Consider the following 18,819-nt stretch of genomic DNA (forward strand, 5'->3'; position numbering starts at 1 on the left):
TGCCAATTTTCATACATTTTACGCCATGATGAAAATATAAAATGTCAGAATTGGCAGGTCAGAAAGAGGGGCGAGATGGCTGAAATTCAGATCCCAAATGGTTACTTCCAACTGTGGAATATGGTCTTACTTGAGCGTGAATTAAACTATACACAGCTCGAATGGATTGCACCGTATGCTGCGCAAATTCAGCATGTGCTGTCTTTGCCGATCGACTCTCAATCGCCGAATTCTTCTTTTAACAGCATCATGCAACTGACTCAGCAGCATCTGGATTGCCCGCAATTGGTTTTTGAAATGGCCAAGTTTATTCGTGCAGAGCATTTTGGGGTGTTAGGCTATATGGCGACACTGAGTAATAGTGTTGCAGATGCTTTGCAATATGTGATGCGCTTTAGTCGTTTGGTGATTGATGGCGCGCAAATTGTGCCGATGAATATGAGCCATCAAGATCATCAAATTATTCTGTCTTGGCCACAGCATGATGATGAATATGCTTTGGTGAATGAATTGACGATGGCCTGTATGGCACATTTGGCCAAGCAAATTTTTCCAGATTCTTTAAAGTTACTCCGCATTCATTTTGCACATGTGCCGCGGATGGCACGTTATCACTATGAAAAGTTTTATGGTTGCCAAATGGAATTTTCGACCCTTAAATATTCATTTGTGATTCATGCAGACAGTTTGGATTTAAAGTCAGAACTTGCTGATCCGTCACTGATGCAATTGTTATTACGTCAAGCCGAAGAGGCGATAGCTGCTCGTTCGCAACATGCAGATCCAATTCAACAGATGCAACAATGCATAGCAGATTATCTCAAATTACAGCAGCAAGCCCCTAAAATAGAATGGTTAGCAGAGGAGTTACATCTGTCAGTCAGAACCCTGCAACGACAGTTAAAGGAGAAAGACACCTCATTTAAGCGGCTTTTGGAGCTGGAACGGATGAAACGCTGTGAATATCTACTTTCACAACAAACCCATTTGACGGATATCGCGTTGCAGTTAGGATATTCAGATCAGTCGGCTTTGGCACGTGCTTTTAAGGCATATAGCGGAGAGACATTATTAGCGCGAAAAAAAGCCTTGAAATTAGAATAAAACGTGCAGATTGCTCGTCAAGAAAAGCCATTCATACAGCATTAAAAAAAGCGGTCAAACGACCGCTTTTCTTTAAAGCCAAACTTATGCCGCAGCTTTTAATTTTGGATACCGAAGTAAAATGGCAAGGATGGCAAAGATTGCCAAGACCCAACAGTAATACACACTACCAATCAGTTCCACAGGCGAAAGTTTTGCGATCGAACAAGCCAGTAACAGCTGTGCACCATAAGGAATGAGACCTTGGACTACGCAAGAGAAAATATCCAAGAGTGCAGCCGCACGTTTAGGGTCTACACCATATTCTTTCGCGACTTCACGTGCCATGTCACCAGATAAAATAATTGCGACAGTGTTGTTTGCCACAAATAGGTTGGAGAAAATCACCAAGAAACTGATACCAATTTCCCCCGCGCGTTCAGCACCAACTTTAAAGCAGCGCGTCATGCTGTAAATGCGTTGAATCAGCCATTCTAAACCGCCTTCTTTTTGCATAATGGCAGAAATACCACCCAAGAAAATAGAAAGCAGGGCAACTTCAAACATGCCGGTAAAGCCGTCATAAATAGAATTATTTAAGCTTAATAAATTAAATTCAGGTTGAATCACCAAACCAATCAAACCAGATAACAAGACACCAATGGTCAGTACAGCAAGCACGTGTAAACGTGAAAAGGCCAAAATAAATACGGCTAAATACGGCAAGATCAGCCAAGCATTATAGGCTTTGTGTTCAATCGCTTGTGAGCCTTGACTCATGAATAAATAAATACAAATACTGACAATCGATGCAGGAACAGCAATCCAGACATTGACCTTAAATTTATCGCGAAGCTGAACTTTTTGACTGTTCGTTGCAGCAATAGTGGTATCTGAAATCATCGACAGATTATCACCAAACATAGCACCACCGACCACAGCACCAATGGCATACACCGCTTCAATTTCGGTGACTTGAGTAAAACCAAAGGCAATTGGTGCACAGGCTGCAATAGTGCCCATGGAGGTTCCCATCGCTGTGGCAATAAAGGCCGCAATAATAAACAGCATGGGCAGCACGAACTCAGGCGCAATCACCGATAGTCCCAACTGCACTGTTGCATCGACACTACCGATGGCACTGCTGACACTGGCAAAAGCACCAGCGAGCATAAAGACCATGAACATTAAGATCAAATTCGGGTGACTGGCACCTTTCATAAATGTATCAATCGCGTCATTGATCTTGCCTCGATAGAGCAAAATTGCCAATACAATTGCAGGAAGAGCAGCGACTGGGGCTTTCACTTGATAGAACGCAAACTCAGTTCCAATGATGGAATGGTAAATACCACTGCCCAAAAAAATGGTCAGAAAAACAATAAGCGGGAGCAGTGCAAATGCCCGAGCAGGCACTTTCACTTGTGAATCGGAGGACATAGGAGATAAAAAAATAAAAGTATGCGGCTAGTATAAAGCAGGTTTTGCAATTTAAGGAAAATTAAAATGTAAATGCTAAGCCTGTTATTTTTAACATTTTTTTGATGATAAAATTAAGTTAGTCTAAAACCTTATAATTTTGCCAGATCCTAAAATTAGGCATCTTTGATCATTGTGAAAAAAACTGAAATATCGGTAAATGATGCTTTCGGGTTGTTCTGGAAAATTATGTTTGCATGAGAAATGCCGACTGAGGATTGTATACCCTGTTCAATGGGTAAAAAATAGCGTTACAATGCGATGTCTTGTATTTCGACAAAACCCACATCATAGTTTTGATTCATTCAAGGAAAGTATAACCCTATGTCACGTTTAGCCACTCGATTTGGAACGCTTAAATCTCAACAGCGTAAGGCCTTGGTTTCTTATGTTATGGCTGGTGACCCTCATCCACAAGTAACGGTACCTTTGTTACATCAAATGGTTGAGGCAGGTGTAGATGTGATCGAATTGGGTCTTCCATTTTCAGACCCAATGGCGGATGGTCCTGTTATTGCACTTGCTGCTGAGCGTGCGCTTGCTGCAGGAACCAATACTCTAGATGCCTTGAACATGGTGAAAGAGTTCCGTAAAAACGATACAGAAACACCAGTAGTACTGATGGGCTATTTAAACCCTGTTGAAGTAATCGGCTATGAAAAGTTTGTTGCCTATGCACATGAATGCGGTGTAGATGGCGTGCTCTTGGTGGACCTTCCACCAGAAGAAGCAAAAGATCTAGATGCAGTATTGAAAAAATACGACATGGATCAAATCTTCTTACTTGCGCCAACATCCACTGATGAACGTATTCAGCATGTGGTGAAACAAGCCAGTGGATTTATCTACTATGTTTCTTTGAAAGGTGTGACAGGTGCAGCGACTTTAGACGTTGCTGAAGCTGCGGCACGTATTCAAAAAATCAAATCGTATACTCAGGTACCTGTCGGCGTTGGCTTTGGTATTAGTGATGCAGCATCGGCGAAAGCCATGGGTGTTGCTGCAGATGCGGTGATTGTAGGTAGTGCTTTTGTTAAACAATTTGCAAACTTAGCGCCAGAACAAGCTGTAATCGAAACAGTGAATAAAGTGAAGGAGCTTCGAGCTGCGCTCGATGAGTTAGTATGAGTCAAGACGCAAAAACAGGCAAAATTCTGAGCGCATCTACGCCATGGACAGAGCGTGCGGTACCAGGTATTCATGTACCTGATGAACAGCAAGCATTAAAGGCGACATTTACTGAGCCGACGATTGAATGTCCTGAGTGTCATGCACTTGTGACTCGTACTGCAATGTCATTTAATGCCTACGTTTGTCCACAGTGTGATGAACACTTGCGAATGAAAGCGCGTGATCGTTTGAACTGGTTCTTTGACCAAGTACAAAAAGAATTGGGTCAAGAATTTAAAGCCAAAGATCCACTGAAATTTGTTGATAGCAAAGCGTATCCAGACCGTATGTCTGAGGCGCAGAAGAAAACCGGTGAAACAGAAGCTTTAGTGGTGATGCAAGGAACGCTGAAAGGCATTCCAATGATTGCGACTGCTTTCGAATTTGATTTCATGGGCGGTTCAATGGGCACTGTAGTTGGTGACCGCTTTGTTCAAGCGGCTGAACTTGCAATTAAATCCAAACAACCACTTATTTGCTTCGCTGCCTCTGGTGGTGCGCGTATGCAAGAAGGCATGTTGTCACTCATGCAAATGGCGCGTACTTCAGCTGCCATCCAAAAAATGAAAGATGCAGGCTTGCCTTATCTAGTGGTGCTGACACATCCAGTTTATGGTGGTGTGACTGCATCATTGGCAATGCTCGGTGATGTTCATTTGGCTGAGCCGAAAGCCATGATTGGTTTTGCTGGTAAGCGTGTAATTGAGCAAACTGTACGTGAAAAATTGGAAGAACCGTTCCAACGTGCGGAATATTTGCTTGATCATGGTGTAGTCGATCAAATTGTCCACCGTCATGCATTACGTGATACAGTTTATCGTATTGTAGCGAAATTGATGAACTTGCCTTGAACACAGCACCACTTGCAACTGATTCTTTAAACACATGGCTCGATTATTGGAGCCATGTTCATGTTACGGGTATTGATTTGGGTCTGGAGCGGGTAATTCCTGTTGCAGATCGATTGGGCGTAACCCAGCCTGATGCCAAAGTTCTGACGGTTGCTGGAACCAATGGGAAAGGCTCAACCACAACGACATTGGCTGCCATTTTAAATGCGCAAGGTTATAATGTGGGTTTATACCAATCACCGCATATCTATCGATTCAATGAACGTGTAAAGCTTCAAGGTGTTGAAGTGGCCGACCAAACCCTGATTGATGCTTTTGTGGCCGTTGATCAGGCGCGTCGTGAATGTGAATTAAGTTTATCTTTTTTTGAAGCGACCACTTTGGCCGCTTTTGTTATTTTTAAACAGCAACATTGCGATGTATGGGTACTTGAAGTCGGCCTCGGTGGCCGACTTGATGTAGTCAATGTCGTCGATCCAGATGTTGCAGTGATTACCAATATTGGTTTAGACCATACCGATTGGTTGGGTGACACCATTGAAAAAATTGCTTTTGAGAAAGCAGGGATTATTCGTCCAAATATTCCTGTGATTTTTGGTGGGCAGCAAGTTTTACCTGAAGCCATTCGTCAAAAAGTAGAAGATTGCCAAGCCGCTTTACATGTACTCAATCGTGATTATTTTTATCAGTACAGTGATGACGGACAATCTTGGATGTTTGCTTCATCAGGTACAACTTTAAAACTGCCAGTGGGTTCTTTGGCACTCGAAAATATCTCTACGGCTGTAGCGGCAATATTGGCCAGTGGTTTGGTGGTCTCTCAGCAGTTGATCGCTCAGGGGATTATCAATGCCAAGTTACAAGGCCGTTTTGAAGTTAGAGAAATTGCAGGAAAAACGGTGATTTTCGATGCGGGACATAACCCGCATGGTGTTGAATTTTTGTTAAAGCAATTGCGAAATTTCCTCCAGTACAATAAACAATACACAGAAGTGATCAGCGTTTTCTCCATGCTGACTGATAAAGACATAAATTCTGTCGTTAACTTATTGAAAGATACGGTAAGAATGTGGAAAATTGCACAATTAAATGTGCCACGTGCTGCATCTATCACACAATTGGATAGCGCACTGCAGCATCAAGTCGTAGAACATTATGACAATGTGCAATTAGCTTTTAAGTCCGCGCTGGAAGAAACAAAGAATAATCAGCTGATTCTGGTATGTGGTTCATTTCATACCTTAGAAGCGGTATGGGAGTATCTGGAAGAATGTCAATGAATAACAAACAACGCTGGATGGGTGGTGTTGTTTTATTAGGTGGTGGTGTACTGCTGGCCGCACTTTTACTTAAAGGCAAAGAAGAAATACATCAAAATCAAAGCCAAACCCCTGAAATGGCTCAAGTTGAGCAACAAGGTCAGGGGGCGGGTAAAATGTCATCATTGACCGTTGATGTTGAAACTGAAAAGCGTTTGCTCGAAGAACAACGACGTACCCGTGAAAAATCGGTTGCGGAGCAAGAAGCACGTGCAGCAGAATTTTTAGCGATGCAACAACAAGCGGAAGCGGATGCAGCACGTAAAGCAGCAGAAGAATATGCGGCATTAAACGCACATCGTTCAGCTCAACAAAGTTCGGATAATATTCCGCCCGAATTGGTTGAAGATGAAAAAGCCAAGCAAAAGCGTTTAGCTGAGGATAAGTTGGCGGCTCAAAAAAAGTTAGAGACTCAGTCGGCGCAGCAAAAGGCTGATCAGGCACGTATCGCAGCAGATAAACAAAAAGCTGAAGCAAAACGTAAAGCGGATGCTCAAAAAGAAGCTGAACGTAAAGCACATGCTGAAGCTGAGAAAAAAGCTGCAGATAAGAAAGCAGCGGAAGCGAAGCAACAAGCTGAAGAAAAGCGTAAAGCCGAAGAAAAACACAAGGCAGAAGAAAAGCGTAAAGCCGAAGCCAAGAAAAAAGCTGAAGCTGAAAAAGCACGTGATCTGTTGGAAAATGGCGATAAGCAATGGATGGTACAAGTTGCTCTGGCAGCTAATGAAGCCAATGCAGATGCCGTCGCTGCAAAATTACGTGCAAAAGGCTATAAAGTGACGAAGAGTCCTACATCTAAAGGCATTCGTATTATGGTCGGTCCTTCGAAGGACCGTGATGCTGCGGACGCAACACGTAAAAAGATCAATTCAGATGCAAGTTTGAATATGAAATCTGCGTGGGTGATTGATTGGGTACCACTCGATAAACGCTAAGTTTATTTGAGAAATGACCTTTAATAAGATGGATTCAGTAGTTGTTGCTGAATCCATTTTATATTTTCAGGGCTGAATAAACGGTCAATATTTTTCCAAATAGGGTGGAAGCCATAGCCACCTTGTTTCATTTCACGCTTTGCTTCCTCAATGGACCAATGCTGAAAAATAATTCGGTACATGGCCACACTCGCACCTGTACGGTCTGAGCCGTGGTAGCAATGGATTAACACTTTTTGCTGCTGTTGTTCAGCTTCTTTTATGGTTTTCATCACCGTCAGTAAATCTTCACGATCGATTTGCCACGTGTGTATCGGAATATGTACAAATTTAACCTTTTGCGTATCAATGACATTGTTTAAGCGTTCTGGGTCATGGTGCCGTGAACGTAAATTTATGATCACATCGATGTGCTGTTCTCGTAGAACAGGGGCGAGATCTACATCAGGTTGTTCACTGCGAAATACTGTTGGGCTGATTTGATAAAAATTATGCTGTTGATGAACGACTTTTCCCCAATGCTGAGGACGTTCATTTAACGGTAATGGATTTGATGTCATGCAACCCGTGAAGCTGAAGCTAACACTAAGGAGGATCATTGGCAGGATTTTAGCGGTCATTGCTTGTGTTCTGATAGCGAGCGAGTTCGAATGGGTCATGTGCGCAGATGAGATCGATGTCCGGATGCTGTGCTAACTGCTGAATCTTATGAAGTGTGTGCAGTCGCTGTGTATTGTCGGTGGCAAATAAACGCTCAAGCTGATTTAAGGCCCGCGAATGAAAATTTGGATTTAATTGATGCTGTGAGTAATAAGCATCGCCGCAATATAACAACCAGCGCTGGTTATTTTTAATCGCAATACCGGCATGACCAGCGGTATGTCCCAAAAGTGGAAGCATTAAAATGTCATCTTGAAAAATAGATAGACCGGCAGTGTGTTCTAAGTTAAACCATGCTTGCGTCCCGATGCTTTCGATAAAATTCCAATAACGATGCAGTTGGAATTGCTGTGGTCGATAGCGCAGTCGTGATTTTAAGCTATGAAGGTTTTGAGTGGCATTATATTCACTGGCTAAGACATGCACAGTCGCCTGCGGAAAATCAGAGATCCCGCCAGCATGATCAAAATCTAAGTGTGACAACAAAATGTGTTGAACATCTTGAGCCTTAAAGCCTAATTTTTGAATTTGATGAATCGCACTCAGTTGCGGATTAAATTTGATCTGCGCTGTGCGTGAAATAAACCGACCTAAACGATTTTGTGGATGCAAATAATCTTGTAAGCCCAGTCCTGTATCGACTAAGACGAGCCCTTTATCGGTTTCAATGAGCAGGCAATGACAGACCAAATGTGCGCGAAAGCCTTTCTGTCCAAATAAAGGGGCACACGTTGGACAAAAACTACCACAATGTAAATGATGAATTTGATGAATCACTGTTTGTTATTTTCAAGTTTTTCTTAGTTATAACGGATTTGAGAGGTTTAACCAATCTAATCCCTGAGAGGAATTTGTAATCAAAAAAAGCTCATCCGGAGATGAGCAGGTTGGAGAATGCCAGAACGGGCTCGTCATTCGTTCTGAGGGGAAAACTATAGTAACTATAAGTAGCTATGGTTATGATCCTTAGTTTACTTAGGTGCTGCACTTAAAAATAGTTAAATTTGTACCTTCGCTTTGGTCACTCACAGCAGAGCTTCTTATCTTGCGCTCGGACAGCGTAATACTCCGTTTTATCCTCACTTAGGTTGAGGTGTTAAACGAAGGTAAGGCGTAACTGCGTTATACCCTTGAGGAAAGCGTTGTTTGATTTCCTCTTCATCTTTTAATGACGGCACAATCACCACATCTTCACCTTGTTGCCAGTTGGCCGGTGTTGCAACTTTATGGTTGTCTGTCAGTTGCAAAGAGTCAATGACACGTAAAATTTCATGGAAGTTACGCCCTGTAGATGCAGGATAAGTAATGATTAAACGGACTTTTTTATTTGGATCGATGATCACCAAAGAGCGAACAGTTAATGTTTCGCTGGCATTGGGGTGAATGAAATCATAAAGGGTGGACACTTTACGGTCTTTGTCTGCAATGATCGGGAAGTTGACCGTGGTATTTTGAGTATTATTAATGTCGTTAATCCAACCATGATGCGACTCAACATCATCAACAGACAGGGCAATGGCCTTGACACCACGTTTGCTAAATTCATCTTTTAGTTTTGCGGTAAATCCAAGTTCTGTGGTGCAGACTGGGGTGTAATCGGCAGGATGCGAAAATAAAATGCCCCAACTGTCACCTAAAAAGTCATAAAAATGAATGCTGCCTTCGCTTGAGTCTTGAGTAAAGTCTGGTGCAGTATCACCTAAACGAATCGTCATGGAATATCCCCGTATTTATTGAATTTGTTTAACTTGAAAATAAATATGAAGGATTTTTTTTATGATTAAAAATAGTGTTTTTTCATTTCTTTATGAATATATTTCATATAAAACAGTTTTATTGGGGGATAAATGCGAAATATCTCACGACAGAGTCACTATGTTGTCTGCAGAAAATTTGTTACATTAGCTTGCCTTAAGTCTCCGGGGCTAGAACCCGAGCGCAGAATATTTAAGGGGATTTTTGTGCAAAACCCTTGTACTTCGAATTTCTAGCACCATAATAACGACTAAGAAAATATATTCATTTGACAAGCAAGATTTAGAGAGTCTATTCATGTTGGCAAGTCTGATCGGAGGAATCTTCGGTACCAAAAATGAGCGCGAACTCAAACGCATGCGTAAAATCGTAGAGAAGATTAATGCGCTCGAGCCGACGATATCTGTTCTAAGCGATGCAGACTTATCTGCAAAAACTGAAGAATTCAAAGAACGTTATAAAAAAGGCGACAGCCTTGATAAATTATTACCTGAAGCGTTTGCTGTTTGTCGTGAAGCTGCGAAGCGTGTCATGGGCATGCGTCATTATGACGTACAGCTGATTGGTGGTATTACCTTGCATGAAGGTAAGATCGCAGAGATGCGTACCGGTGAAGGTAAAACCCTCATGGGAACGCTTGCTTGTTACCTCAATGCGATTAGTGGTGAAGGTGTTCACGTGATTACGGTGAACGACTATCTCGCACAGCGTGATGCTGAATTAAACCGTCCATTATTCGAATTTTTAGGTTTAAGCATTGGGATTATTTACTCAATGCAAGACTCAACTGAAAAAGCTCAAGCGTATCGAGCTGACATTACTTACGGTACCAACAACGAATTCGGTTTCGATTACTTGCGTGACAACATGGTGTTTTCTGCTGCTGAGAAAAAACAGCGCAGCTTAACCTATGCCATCATCGATGAGGTCGATTCGATCCTGATTGATGAAGCGCGTACACCGTTGATCATTTCTGGTCAATCAGAAGATTCATCTCAGTTGTATGCTGCCATTAACAGCATTCCACCAAAACTTCATGCACAAAAAGAAGAGAAGGTACCAGATGGTGGTCACTTCTGGATTGACGAAAAACAGCGCTCTGTAGAAATGACCGAAGTCGGTTATGAAACTGTTGAAGCTGAATTGATTCAAATGGGCTTGCTTGCTGAAGGTGAAAGTCTATATTCATCTGCTAATTTAAACTTGGTGCACCATGTTTCTGCGGCCATTCGTGCGCATTACCTATACCAACGCAACGTGCATTACATCATCCACGAAGGTGAAGTGATCATTGTCGATGAAAACACTGGTCGTACCATGCCGGGTCGCCGTTGGTCAGAAGGTTTGCATCAAGCAGTGGAAGCAAAAGAAGGTTTGGAAATTCAACCTGAAAACCAAACACTAGCAACCACAACATTCCAGAACTATTTCCGTCTATACAAAAAATTATCAGGGATGACGGGTACTGCAGATACTGAAGCTGCAGAGATGAAAGAAATTTATGGCTTGGATGTTGTACTGATTCCAACCCATCGCCCGATGATTCGTAATGACCAAAACGATTTAATTTATTTAAATCGTGAAGGTAAATACAACGCCATCATTCAAGAAATTCAACGTGTTCATGAAGCGGGTGTTGCACCGATCCTGATTGGTACAGCAACCATTGAAGCCTCTGAAATTTTATCAGATAAGCTGAAAGAAGCAGGCATTCAACATGAAGTGCTCAATGCGAAACAACATGAGCGTGAAGCGGATATTATTGCGCAAGCGGGCTCACCGCGTGCAGTGACGATTGCTACCAACATGGCCGGTCGTGGTACTGATATTCTGTTAGGTGGTAACTGGAAAGCGTTGCTGGCGAAGATTGAAGAACCGACTGAAGCAGACGAAGCACGTTTGAAAGCAGAGTGGGAACAAAATCATGAAATGGTGCTGAACTCTGGTGGTTTACACATCATTGGTTCAGAACGTCATGAATCTCGTCGTATCGATAACCAGTTACGTGGTCGTGCGGGTCGTCAAGGTGACCCAGGTGTATCACGTTTCTACTTGTCGCTTGAAGATGACTTGATGCGTATCTTCGCAGGTGATCGCGTAGTTGCAATGATGCGTGCCATGGGGCTGAAAGAAGATGAAGCCATTGAGCATAAAATGGTTTCACGCTCGATTGAAAATGCACAACGTAAAGTTGAAGCACGTAACTTCGATATTCGTAAAAATCTATTGAAATACGATGACGTAAACAACGAACAACGTAAGATTATTTACTCTCAGCGTGATGAAATTCTTGTTGAACCGTCTTTACAAGATTACATCGAAACGATGATTCAGGATGTGACTAAAGGCATGATCGAAGTATATATTCCACCTGAGTCTATTCACGATCAGTGGGATATAGAAGGTCTTGAAAAAGCACTTCGTGAAGATCTATCGATTGAATTGCCAATTTCGCAGTGGCTAGAGCAAGATCGTCGTTTAGATGAAGAAGCTTTGGTTGAACGTATTACTGATGAAGTTCTTCAGCATTACCGTTCACGTCGTACACAAATGGGTGACGAAACGGCTGCAATGCTAGAACGTCACTTTATGTTGAATTCATTGGACCGCCATTGGAAAGAGCATTTGGCAGCGATGGATTACTTACGTCAAGGGATTCATTTACGTGGTTATGCGCAGAAAAATCCTGAGCAAGAATACAAAAAAGAAGCCTTTAACTTATTTGTAAACATGCTTGCTGTGATTAAGTCAGATGTCGTGACAGATTTATCTCGTATTCATGTGCCTACAGCCGAAGAACTTGCAGAAATGGAAGCTCAAAAACAGGCTCAAGCTGAATCAATGAATCTTCAATTGTCACACAACGACTTTGATAATTTGTTGGCTGAAGCCAATGGTAATGATGTTATCGATGCGCAGTATACCCCTGCAGAGCAAGTGATTGTTCCGCCAGAAAGTCGTAACTCACCTTGCCCATGTGGTTCAGGTCTAAAATATAAACAATGTCACGGTAAAATCTAAACAGCATTGTTTAATTTCAAATAAATCAGAGCCTTCGCGCTCTGATTTTTTATTTACACTACTGATCTGACCTGAATAGTATTTGCAGTTCAGTAGATTAAATGTTATTTAGTTTCTATCAATAACCGTAAGACGGAAAAGACAATGAAAAAAGTACTAAAACCGTTCATGATTGCTGCTTTGGCTTTGCCAACTTTTGCCTTTGCAAACGCTCCTCAGACGACTTCTTTAGAGAAAGTTCAACAAGCAGTTGGTCCAACAACAACTCAAGTACAGGTTGGTACTGACGGTCAAGTGACTGTAGCAAGCCCGCGTACGGGTATTCGTTATACCTTTGCCAATCCAAATCGTCCAATCGTATTGCAAACTGCAAAAATTGCAGCAGCCAATGCGGCGAATGCTGACCGTATTGTGGCTGAAAACCCAGCCCTTTCTGCTGCGAGTCAACAAAAAGCGAAACAAGTGCTTCTTGATGAAGCAACTCAGCTTGCGCGTAACTAATTTACGACGAACATCGATAAAGACCAGTCGAAAGACTGGTTTTTTTATGTGCAAAAGAAATCCACAATAAAATTACAGCAAAACCGTGCTTCTGCTCGATTTTTTATAGATTTTGCACTAAGCTGTATTTTTTATAACTCATATAGTTGGACGTTGAAAAATGGCAGTTGGTGACGTATCTATGCCACAGATGCATGTGGTGAAAGGTGTAAAAATCGGTTCGGCTGAAGCGTATGTGCGCTATCAGAACCGACGTGACCTTGTCATTTTTGAATTTGCTGAAGGTTCTAATGTTGCAGGCGTATTTACTCAAAATGCATTTTGTGCAGCACCGGTGCATATTTCGAAAGCACACTTATTAGCAGGTAATCCACGTTATCTAGTGATTAATACCGGAAATGCCAATGCCGGTACTGGCAAAATCGGTATGGCAAATGCTGAAGCGACGTGTGCGAAACTGGCGGAACTGGCAGGTGTTCAAAATACAGAAGTCCTTCCTTTTTCAACGGGTGTAATTGGCGAGCAATTACCTATTGATCGTTTGGTTCAAGGCTTGCAACCCGCATTAGATAGTTTACAAGAAGATGCTTGGTTGGATGCGGCAACAGGCATTATGACCACAGATACCACACCTAAAGGTGCATCTGAGCAGTTTGAGCTAGATGGGGTTCTGTATACCATGACTGGTATTTCTAAAGGTGCAGGCATGATTCGTCCAAATATGGCGACCATGTTGAGTTATGTAGCAACGGATGCACCCATTAGTCGTGAGTTAGTGCAACAGCTTTTGAAAACCACAGTTAACCTGTCGTTTAACCGTATTACAGTGGATGGTGATACCTCAACGAATGACTCATGTATTTTGATTGCAACGGGTCAAGCTGGTGGCGTAGAAATTACTTCAGAAACAGATTCACGTTATGCTGCTGTTTTAGACGTGTTAACACGTGTGATGAAACGACTTGCACAGCTTATTGTCCGTGATGGTGAAGGTGCGACGAAGTTTATTACTGTGGCGGTAGAAGGTGGTGCAGATACTCAAGAATGTTGCGATATTGCTTATAGCATTGCACATTCACCGTTGGTTAAAACTGCAATCTTCGCATCAGATCCAAACTGGGGCCGTATTTTGGCAGCTATTGGTTATGCCGGTGTGCCAAACTTAGATGTTGAAAAAATTCAGGTCTGGTTAGGTGATGTTCAAATCTGTAAAGACGGTGGTGCCGCAGCAGATTATACCGAAGCAGCAGGGGCTGCAGAGATGGAGAAATCTGAGATCACGATCCGTGTAGATTTAGGACGTGGCAGTGCTCGAGATACTGTGTATACCTGTGACCTTTCGTATGATTATGTCAAGATTAACGCAGATTACCGCTCATAAGATATTTGATGTTTTTGAAAAGCCTCCGTTGTGAGGCTTTTTTATAAGTGGAACTTTTTAATGACCGGTAAAAAATAGCCAAGTGCCATATTTATGGGTCAGTTGTGAAGCACCTGTGTAGTAGCAGGCATTAAGGATAGAGAAGACGTTGTGATGAATAATGCAAACAACTTAATTGCAAATGAAGCAAAATCAATTGTACAAGCGCATTTGGATCGTTTGGGCGATGTAAAAGAGCATCACTTAACGGAAGCTGCAAAGCTTGAAAAGTTTGAATTAATTAAAGCGGAACTCAAAAAACGTAACGCTGTCCTTGTTGCACACTATTACTGTGATCCTGAAGTGCAGGAACTAGCAGAACAGACCGGTGGATGCGTTTCGGATTCACTTGAAATGGCACGTTTTGGTCGGGATCATGAAGCAACGACGTTGGTGGTTGCAGGGGTGAAATTCATGGGGGAGACCTCGAAGATTTTATCTCCTGAAAAAACCGTACTGATGCCAACCCTAGAAGCAACATGCTCACTTGATTTGGGTTGTCCTGTCGATGAATTTACCAAATTTTGCGATGCACATCCGGATCATACGGTTGTGGTATATGCCAATACCTCGGCGGCAGTGAAAGCGCGTGCAGATTGGGTGGTCACCTCGAGCTGTGCTGTTGAAATTGTTGAGCATTTAGATAGTTTAGGTGAAAAAATTATTTGGGCACCCGATCAGCATCTCGGTCGCTATATTCAAAAGAAAACCGGTGCAGACATGTTGCTATGGGATGGGGCATGTATTGTCCATGAAGAATTTCGTGCACGTGGTATTGACAATATGAAGGCGTTGTATCCTGATGCAGCAGTTTTGGTGCATCCCGAGTCACCAGAATCTGTGGTGGATATTGCAGATGCCGTCGGTAGCACCTCGCAATTGATCAAGGCTGCACAAACCTTGCCACACGAACGTTTAATCGTGGCAACAGATCGTGGTATTTTTTACAAAATGCAGCAAGCTGTACCAAATAAAATTCTCATCGAAGCACCGACGGCAGGTGAGGGAGCGACTTGTCGTTCATGTGCGCATTGTCCTTGGATGGCGATGAATGAATTAGATGGCATTCTCGAAGTTTTACAAAAAGGCGATCAAGAAATTTTCGTAGATCCAGTGCTCGCTGAGCGTGCTAAATTGCCTTTAGATCGGATGTTGAATTTCAGTGCCAGTTTAAAACGTTAATTTTTGCTTGAAAAATGATTAAAGTGCTTGATAAATAATCGCTTGAAATGATTTTTTATGTTTTTTTGAAGATAGGTGTTGACGTTAATCAACGTCACGCCTAGAATGCACACCGTACCGCATGATATGCGATACAGCGAAAGCTGAGATGAAACGGAGCATAGCACAGCCTGGTAGTGCACCTGGTTTGGGACCAGGGGGTCGTAGGTTCGAATCCTACTGCTCCGACCAATTTCTCAAGGCAAAAATCGCGTGATAGTCTATGTCATCGGTAATGCGCCTGTAGCTCAGTTGGATAGAGCATCCGCCTTCTAAGCGGATGGTCACAGGTTCGAATCCTGTCAGGCGCGCCATTTTAATGGTGTTCTGATACTAGAATCTGAAACTTGTTGTGATGGTGGATGTAGCTCAGTTGGTAGAGCCCCGGATTGTGATTCCGGTTGTCGTGGGTTCGAATCCCATCATTCACCCCAATTCGGAGCATAGCACAGCCTGGTAGTGCACCTGGTTTGGGACCAGGGGGTCGTAGGTTCGAATCCTACTGCTCCGACCATTTTCTTAAAGAAAACGGTCGATAAAAGATACCGCATACAGCGGTTTTTTTATGCCTGTAATTTAAAATGCGTTATATTGGTTATTCACAAGCAAGAACATGATGGTGGATGTAGCTCAGTTGGTAGAGCCCCGGATTGTGATTCCGGTTGTCGTGGGTTCGAATCCCATCATTCACCCCAATTTTTAAAGTTGAAAGCGGAGCATAGCACAGCCTGGTAGTGCACCTGGTTTGGGACCAGGGGGTCGTAGGTTCGAATCCTACTGCTCCGACCATTTATCTCAAAAGCAATACTGTAAAAAAAGATGCCGCATTTAGCGGTTTTTTTATGCCTAAAATTTATAAACACAATAAAAAAGCCACCTTATGGTGGCTTTTTTATATTTCACTATTTAGGGAATGATCGTGACATTTACACGACGGTTTATGGCACGATTTGTTTCGGTGTCATTAGAGACCATCGGCTGTTCAGCCCCACGGCCAATAATTTGAATATTTGAACTGTTATAACCTTGCTTTAAAAAGACGTTTGCGACGCTTTGCGCACGTTTTTCTGACAGTTGTTGGTTGTAATTGGCTTGTCCAACATTATCCGTATGACCAATAAACTTAATTTTGTTTAGGTCATATTTAATCAGTTGAGTGGCAAGTGTATTTAACTTGCCTTGTTGGTGGGGTTGAATTTGATAATCATCAAAGCCAAATAAAAGTCGTTCTGGTAGGGCAAGTGTCCAACCATCATTGGTCAAGACAAAACCTTCTTTTTTAAGCATGCGTGCTTGTTTGTAGCTTAAGTTACCTAAACTCATGCAGGCTGTCATAGTGGTCGTGAATGCAAGTATAAATAAAACTTTAAATGCGTTCTTTAACATAGCAAATCCTATGAGTTGGGGCGTTGAAGTGCAATGCACCAATGATTATTAGAAAGTTTAGCATCATACATGGCGCGATCCGCATCTGCGATCAAATCTTCTGGCGATTTTGCATTTTGGATCAGTGCCACACCAATATTAGCTTGTAATGCAATATTATGTTGCTCATAAACAAATGTGGAACCATAGCATTCATGTATTTTGTGACAAAGGACTTCGAGTTCTGTCAGGAAATTTAAACGATTGATAATAATTGCAAATTCGTCACCACCGAGTCGCGCAACGAAAGCATCATCTGGTAGTGCTTGTTTTAAACAATGTGATGAGGCGCGTAGTACTGCATCCCCAGCTAAGTGTCCATATTGGTCATTCACATGTTTAAAGTTTTCAATATCGACAAAGAACACGGCAGCGTTCGCTTGTAAGTCAAATAGCTCAAACAGCTTTTCATAAAAATAATTGCGATTTGGTAATTGGGTTAATGCATCATGACGTGCTAGATGAATTAGCTTGTCATTTTCTGAAATTAAGTTTTTATTTGACTGATCAATTTCACTAAGTAAACCATTAAAGGCGGTGCTGAGTGCGTGTAATTCTTGAATATCAGAGTTTGAAACCCGCATTTTATAATCTTTCTTAATACTAATGGTTTGAGCTGATTCAACAATAGAGCGAACGGATTGCATTAAGTATTGATAAACAGAGTTCACCGACCAAAACACAGTAGCCAATAAAAGAATAAAACCTAAAAATAAACCCAGCAAAATTTTATGGAAGAAACTAACTAAATCTGACGAGTTTCCATATACGACCAGTTCGCCATAACTTTTCTGATCATGATGAATATCTAAACGAATCGGTTGGCTAAAAAAGAAATAATCTAAAATCGCTTGGCTAGAAAATGTTGAAATTTCTTGTTGCTCAGCATGAGCAAGCGACGCATTTTGAAGGTTGGTAATTTCTATCGATCGAATGGGATACAGTTGAGTGTATTCATTTAAAATTTGACGCATCGTTGTTTGGTCATTAAACACCACAGCCGGTTGAACACGTTCGTTAATCGCATTTGATAAAATCGTTAAGCTGTTTTTTGCATAGGTATGCATGGTATAGGTGGAAATCACCAAAAAAATCGCAGAACAAATCGTAAATGTTAAAGCAAAGATGGTGAGCTGCGAACGCGTAAATAATTGGTGTAATGTAATTGGGTTATAGAGTTGTTTCATTCAGCTGACTCCGATGACTTCGCCAGTAATAAAACCCGTGGATCAATATGTATTTGTGACTGCGTTAGACTTTCCATATTAATTTTAAACGAATAACTCTGATTTTTTTTATACAAACAAAATGCACTGCCAGACTCACACTCACTATTGTTACTGCTTAGAGAGAGGGCGGGGAAATTGACATGGCTGTTTAAAATGTTTTGTTCTTCTTTTGCTGTTAGGTTGGAAAAAAATAAAACTTGGCAATGACTGGATTTGATGTCATTCACATTGATGGCTGTAATTTTATAAGTGCTGTGGGTTGGCGCAAGTTTTTTAAAATCATTGACTAAACTTGAATTATTAATCACGCAAAATTTGGGTGAAGTGGTTTCCCACTTGGCATAACTCAAAATAGAGAAAGTGGTTGTGAAAATATTTGCTGTGGGAGCTGCATATAATAAGGGTGAAATGGAGCACGCCATTATTAAATAGGCAGTTTTTTTAAAAACAACCATACGAAATCAAAAATGTCTTAAATTAAATGGAATGAAAATTGGGTGCATATACGTTTTATTATATGAAATAGGGCGTATATAGCCCAATAATAATACAAAAGAATGTTTATGTGTTTAAAAAAGCGACATGCGTAAAATAAATCATAAAAAAGGTGTTGCAACACATCTGAAATGCTGTAGAATGCACATCCATCGGCGGTGATGAAGATTAAAACTTCTGATAAAACAGTAGCTTGGTTGAATTAATTAAGTTGGGTTTTAGAAAGAGAGTTTAAAAATAATTTGAATTACCGGT

The 18,819-nt window shown here is 41.7% G+C and carries 16 protein-coding genes and 6 tRNA genes; 15 read left to right on the forward strand and 7 right to left on the reverse strand.

Features of this window, described 5'->3' with window-relative positions:
- The first annotated feature begins 75 nt into the window (after nucleotides 1–75).
- A complete protein-coding gene (locus FTU12_RS12130; protein ID WP_180114468.1) occupies nucleotides 76–1,104 on the forward strand; it encodes an AraC family transcriptional regulator in 1,029 nt (342 codons plus the stop codon).
- Between the two features lie 84 nt (nucleotides 1,105–1,188).
- Here FTU12_RS12130 and FTU12_RS12135 read toward each other — a convergent pair whose 3' ends face one another.
- Complete coding sequence (locus FTU12_RS12135) at nucleotides 1,189–2,523, reverse strand: Na+/H+ antiporter NhaC family protein (RefSeq protein WP_180114469.1); 1,335 nt, start codon at nucleotides 2,521–2,523, stop codon at nucleotides 1,189–1,191.
- A 363-nt stretch (nucleotides 2,524–2,886) separates the two neighbouring features.
- Here FTU12_RS12135 and trpA point away from each other — a divergent pair, with 363 nt between their 5' ends.
- From trpA to FTU12_RS12155, 4 genes are read left to right on the forward strand one after another with little or no spacing between them, the layout of a single operon-like run.
- Nucleotides 2,887–3,690: a tryptophan synthase subunit alpha gene (gene trpA, locus FTU12_RS12140; RefSeq protein WP_078191221.1), complete on the forward strand. Its 804-nt coding sequence runs from the start codon at nucleotides 2,887–2,889 to the stop codon at nucleotides 3,688–3,690.
- Nucleotides 3,687–4,583 carry an acetyl-CoA carboxylase, carboxyltransferase subunit beta gene (gene accD / locus FTU12_RS12145; RefSeq protein ID WP_111885388.1) on the forward strand — a complete coding sequence of 299 codons (897 nt, stop codon included), beginning with the start codon at nucleotides 3,687–3,689 and terminating at the stop codon, nucleotides 4,581–4,583. Before trpA ends, accD begins: the two co-directional genes overlap by 4 nt.
- Nucleotides 4,580–5,863, forward strand: a complete 1,284-nt coding sequence (gene folC, locus FTU12_RS12150) for a bifunctional tetrahydrofolate synthase/dihydrofolate synthase (protein ID WP_180114470.1) — start codon at nucleotides 4,580–4,582, stop codon at nucleotides 5,861–5,863. Before accD ends, folC begins: the two co-directional genes overlap by 4 nt.
- Nucleotides 5,860–6,837 carry an SPOR domain-containing protein gene (locus tag FTU12_RS12155; RefSeq protein ID WP_078191218.1) on the forward strand — a complete coding sequence of 326 codons (978 nt, stop codon included), beginning with the start codon at nucleotides 5,860–5,862 and terminating at the stop codon, nucleotides 6,835–6,837. The genes folC and FTU12_RS12155 overlap by 4 nt, the downstream gene beginning before the upstream one ends.
- A gap of 20 nt (nucleotides 6,838–6,857) precedes the next feature.
- Here the strand turns inward: FTU12_RS12155 and FTU12_RS12160 are convergent, their stop codons facing one another.
- The 3 genes from FTU12_RS12160 to FTU12_RS12170 form a co-directional block, all read right to left on the reverse strand.
- Nucleotides 6,858–7,397, reverse strand: coding sequence for a dual specificity protein phosphatase family protein (locus tag FTU12_RS12160; protein ID WP_373684164.1), 540 nt, complete (start codon nucleotides 7,395–7,397; stop codon nucleotides 6,858–6,860).
- A gap of 49 nt (nucleotides 7,398–7,446) precedes the next feature.
- Nucleotides 7,447–8,274: an MBL fold metallo-hydrolase gene (locus tag FTU12_RS12165; RefSeq protein WP_180113370.1), complete on the reverse strand. Its 828-nt coding sequence runs from the start codon at nucleotides 8,272–8,274 to the stop codon at nucleotides 7,447–7,449.
- Nucleotides 8,275–8,576: 302 nt separating this feature from the next.
- Nucleotides 8,577–9,212 carry a peroxiredoxin gene (locus FTU12_RS12170; RefSeq protein WP_078194127.1) on the reverse strand — a complete coding sequence of 212 codons (636 nt, stop codon included), beginning with the start codon at nucleotides 9,210–9,212 and terminating at the stop codon, nucleotides 8,577–8,579.
- A 337-nt stretch (nucleotides 9,213–9,549) separates the two neighbouring features.
- Between FTU12_RS12170 and secA the strand changes: the two genes are divergently transcribed.
- From secA to FTU12_RS12220, 10 genes are all read left to right on the forward strand, one after another.
- The gene (gene secA, locus FTU12_RS12175; RefSeq protein ID WP_180114472.1) at nucleotides 9,550–12,273 is read left to right on the forward strand and encodes a preprotein translocase subunit SecA; all 2,724 of its coding nucleotides are present in this window, start codon (nucleotides 9,550–9,552) and stop codon (nucleotides 12,271–12,273) included.
- A 144-nt stretch (nucleotides 12,274–12,417) separates the two neighbouring features.
- A complete protein-coding gene (locus tag FTU12_RS12180) occupies nucleotides 12,418–12,774 on the forward strand; it encodes a hypothetical protein (RefSeq protein WP_078194125.1) in 357 nt (118 codons plus the stop codon).
- A gap of 160 nt (nucleotides 12,775–12,934) precedes the next feature.
- Complete coding sequence (gene argJ, locus FTU12_RS12185) at nucleotides 12,935–14,155, forward strand: bifunctional glutamate N-acetyltransferase/amino-acid acetyltransferase ArgJ (RefSeq protein WP_180064009.1); 1,221 nt, start codon at nucleotides 12,935–12,937, stop codon at nucleotides 14,153–14,155.
- 153 nt (nucleotides 14,156–14,308) lie between these two features.
- Nucleotides 14,309–15,376, forward strand: coding sequence for a quinolinate synthase NadA (gene nadA, locus FTU12_RS12190; protein WP_180114473.1), 1,068 nt, complete (start codon nucleotides 14,309–14,311; stop codon nucleotides 15,374–15,376).
- A gap of 154 nt (nucleotides 15,377–15,530) precedes the next feature.
- Nucleotides 15,531–15,607: transfer RNA gene (locus FTU12_RS12195), tRNA-Pro, on the forward strand.
- Between the two features lie 45 nt (nucleotides 15,608–15,652).
- Nucleotides 15,653–15,729 (forward strand) — tRNA-Arg (locus tag FTU12_RS12200).
- Nucleotides 15,730–15,773: 44 nt separating this feature from the next.
- A tRNA-His gene (locus FTU12_RS12205) sits at nucleotides 15,774–15,849 on the forward strand.
- A 3-nt stretch (nucleotides 15,850–15,852) separates the two neighbouring features.
- A tRNA-Pro gene (locus FTU12_RS12210) sits at nucleotides 15,853–15,929 on the forward strand.
- 105 nt (nucleotides 15,930–16,034) lie between these two features.
- Nucleotides 16,035–16,110, forward strand: a tRNA-His gene (locus FTU12_RS12215).
- Nucleotides 16,111–16,127: 17 nt separating this feature from the next.
- Nucleotides 16,128–16,204 (forward strand) — tRNA-Pro (locus FTU12_RS12220).
- A 117-nt stretch (nucleotides 16,205–16,321) separates the two neighbouring features.
- Here FTU12_RS12220 and FTU12_RS12225 read toward each other — a convergent pair.
- Genes FTU12_RS12225 through FTU12_RS12235 form a run of 3 tightly spaced genes read right to left on the reverse strand, consistent with a single transcriptional unit; the run spans nucleotide 16,322 to nucleotide 18,524 of the window.
- Entirely contained in the window at nucleotides 16,322–16,801 is a 480-nt protein-coding gene (locus FTU12_RS12225) for an OmpA family protein (RefSeq protein WP_180022393.1), read from the reverse strand.
- An 8-nt stretch (nucleotides 16,802–16,809) separates the two neighbouring features.
- Nucleotides 16,810–18,027, reverse strand: coding sequence for a diguanylate cyclase domain-containing protein (locus tag FTU12_RS12230; protein ID WP_180022392.1), 1,218 nt, complete (start codon nucleotides 18,025–18,027; stop codon nucleotides 16,810–16,812).
- Entirely contained in the window at nucleotides 18,024–18,524 is a 501-nt protein-coding gene (locus FTU12_RS12235; RefSeq protein WP_180022391.1) for a YfiR family protein, read from the reverse strand. Before FTU12_RS12235 ends, FTU12_RS12230 begins: the two co-directional genes overlap by 4 nt.
- Between the last annotated feature and the right edge of the window lie 295 nt (nucleotides 18,525–18,819).

The sequence above is a fragment of the Acinetobacter sp. YH12063 genome, assembly GCF_013419715.1.
Lineage (GTDB): Bacteria > Pseudomonadota > Gammaproteobacteria > Pseudomonadales > Moraxellaceae > Acinetobacter > Acinetobacter amyesii.

Excerpts from the sequence above, each read along its gene's own strand:
- nadA (WP_180114473.1), top strand. The coding sequence starts at position 14,309 with ATGAATAATGCAAACAACTTAATTGCAAATGAAGCAAAATCAATTGTA.
- secA (WP_180114472.1), top strand. The coding sequence starts at position 9,550 with ATGTTGGCAAGTCTGATCGGAGGAATCTTCGGTACCAAAAATGAGCGC.
- argJ (WP_180064009.1), top strand. The coding sequence starts at position 12,935 with ATGGCAGTTGGTGACGTATCTATGCCACAGATGCATGTGGTGAAAGGT.
- FTU12_RS12170 (WP_078194127.1), bottom strand. The coding sequence starts at position 9,212 with ATGACGATTCGTTTAGGTGATACTGCACCAGACTTTACTCAAGACTCA.
- FTU12_RS12160 (WP_373684164.1), bottom strand. The coding sequence starts at position 7,397 with ATGACATCAAATCCATTACCGTTAAATGAACGTCCTCAGCATTGGGGA.
- FTU12_RS12230 (WP_180022392.1), bottom strand. The coding sequence starts at position 18,027 with ATGAAACAACTCTATAACCCAATTACATTACACCAATTATTTACGCGT.
- accD (WP_111885388.1), top strand. The coding sequence starts at position 3,687 with ATGAGTCAAGACGCAAAAACAGGCAAAATTCTGAGCGCATCTACGCCA.
- FTU12_RS12225 (WP_180022393.1), bottom strand. The coding sequence starts at position 16,801 with ATGTTAAAGAACGCATTTAAAGTTTTATTTATACTTGCATTCACGACC.
- FTU12_RS12180 (WP_078194125.1), top strand. The coding sequence starts at position 12,418 with ATGAAAAAAGTACTAAAACCGTTCATGATTGCTGCTTTGGCTTTGCCA.
- FTU12_RS12135 (WP_180114469.1), bottom strand. The coding sequence starts at position 2,523 with ATGTCCTCCGATTCACAAGTGAAAGTGCCTGCTCGGGCATTTGCACTG.
- trpA (WP_078191221.1), top strand. The coding sequence starts at position 2,887 with ATGTCACGTTTAGCCACTCGATTTGGAACGCTTAAATCTCAACAGCGT.
- FTU12_RS12235 (WP_180022391.1), bottom strand. The coding sequence starts at position 18,524 with ATGGTTGTTTTTAAAAAAACTGCCTATTTAATAATGGCGTGCTCCATT.
- FTU12_RS12130 (WP_180114468.1), top strand. The coding sequence starts at position 76 with ATGGCTGAAATTCAGATCCCAAATGGTTACTTCCAACTGTGGAATATG.
- FTU12_RS12155 (WP_078191218.1), top strand. The coding sequence starts at position 5,860 with ATGAATAACAAACAACGCTGGATGGGTGGTGTTGTTTTATTAGGTGGT.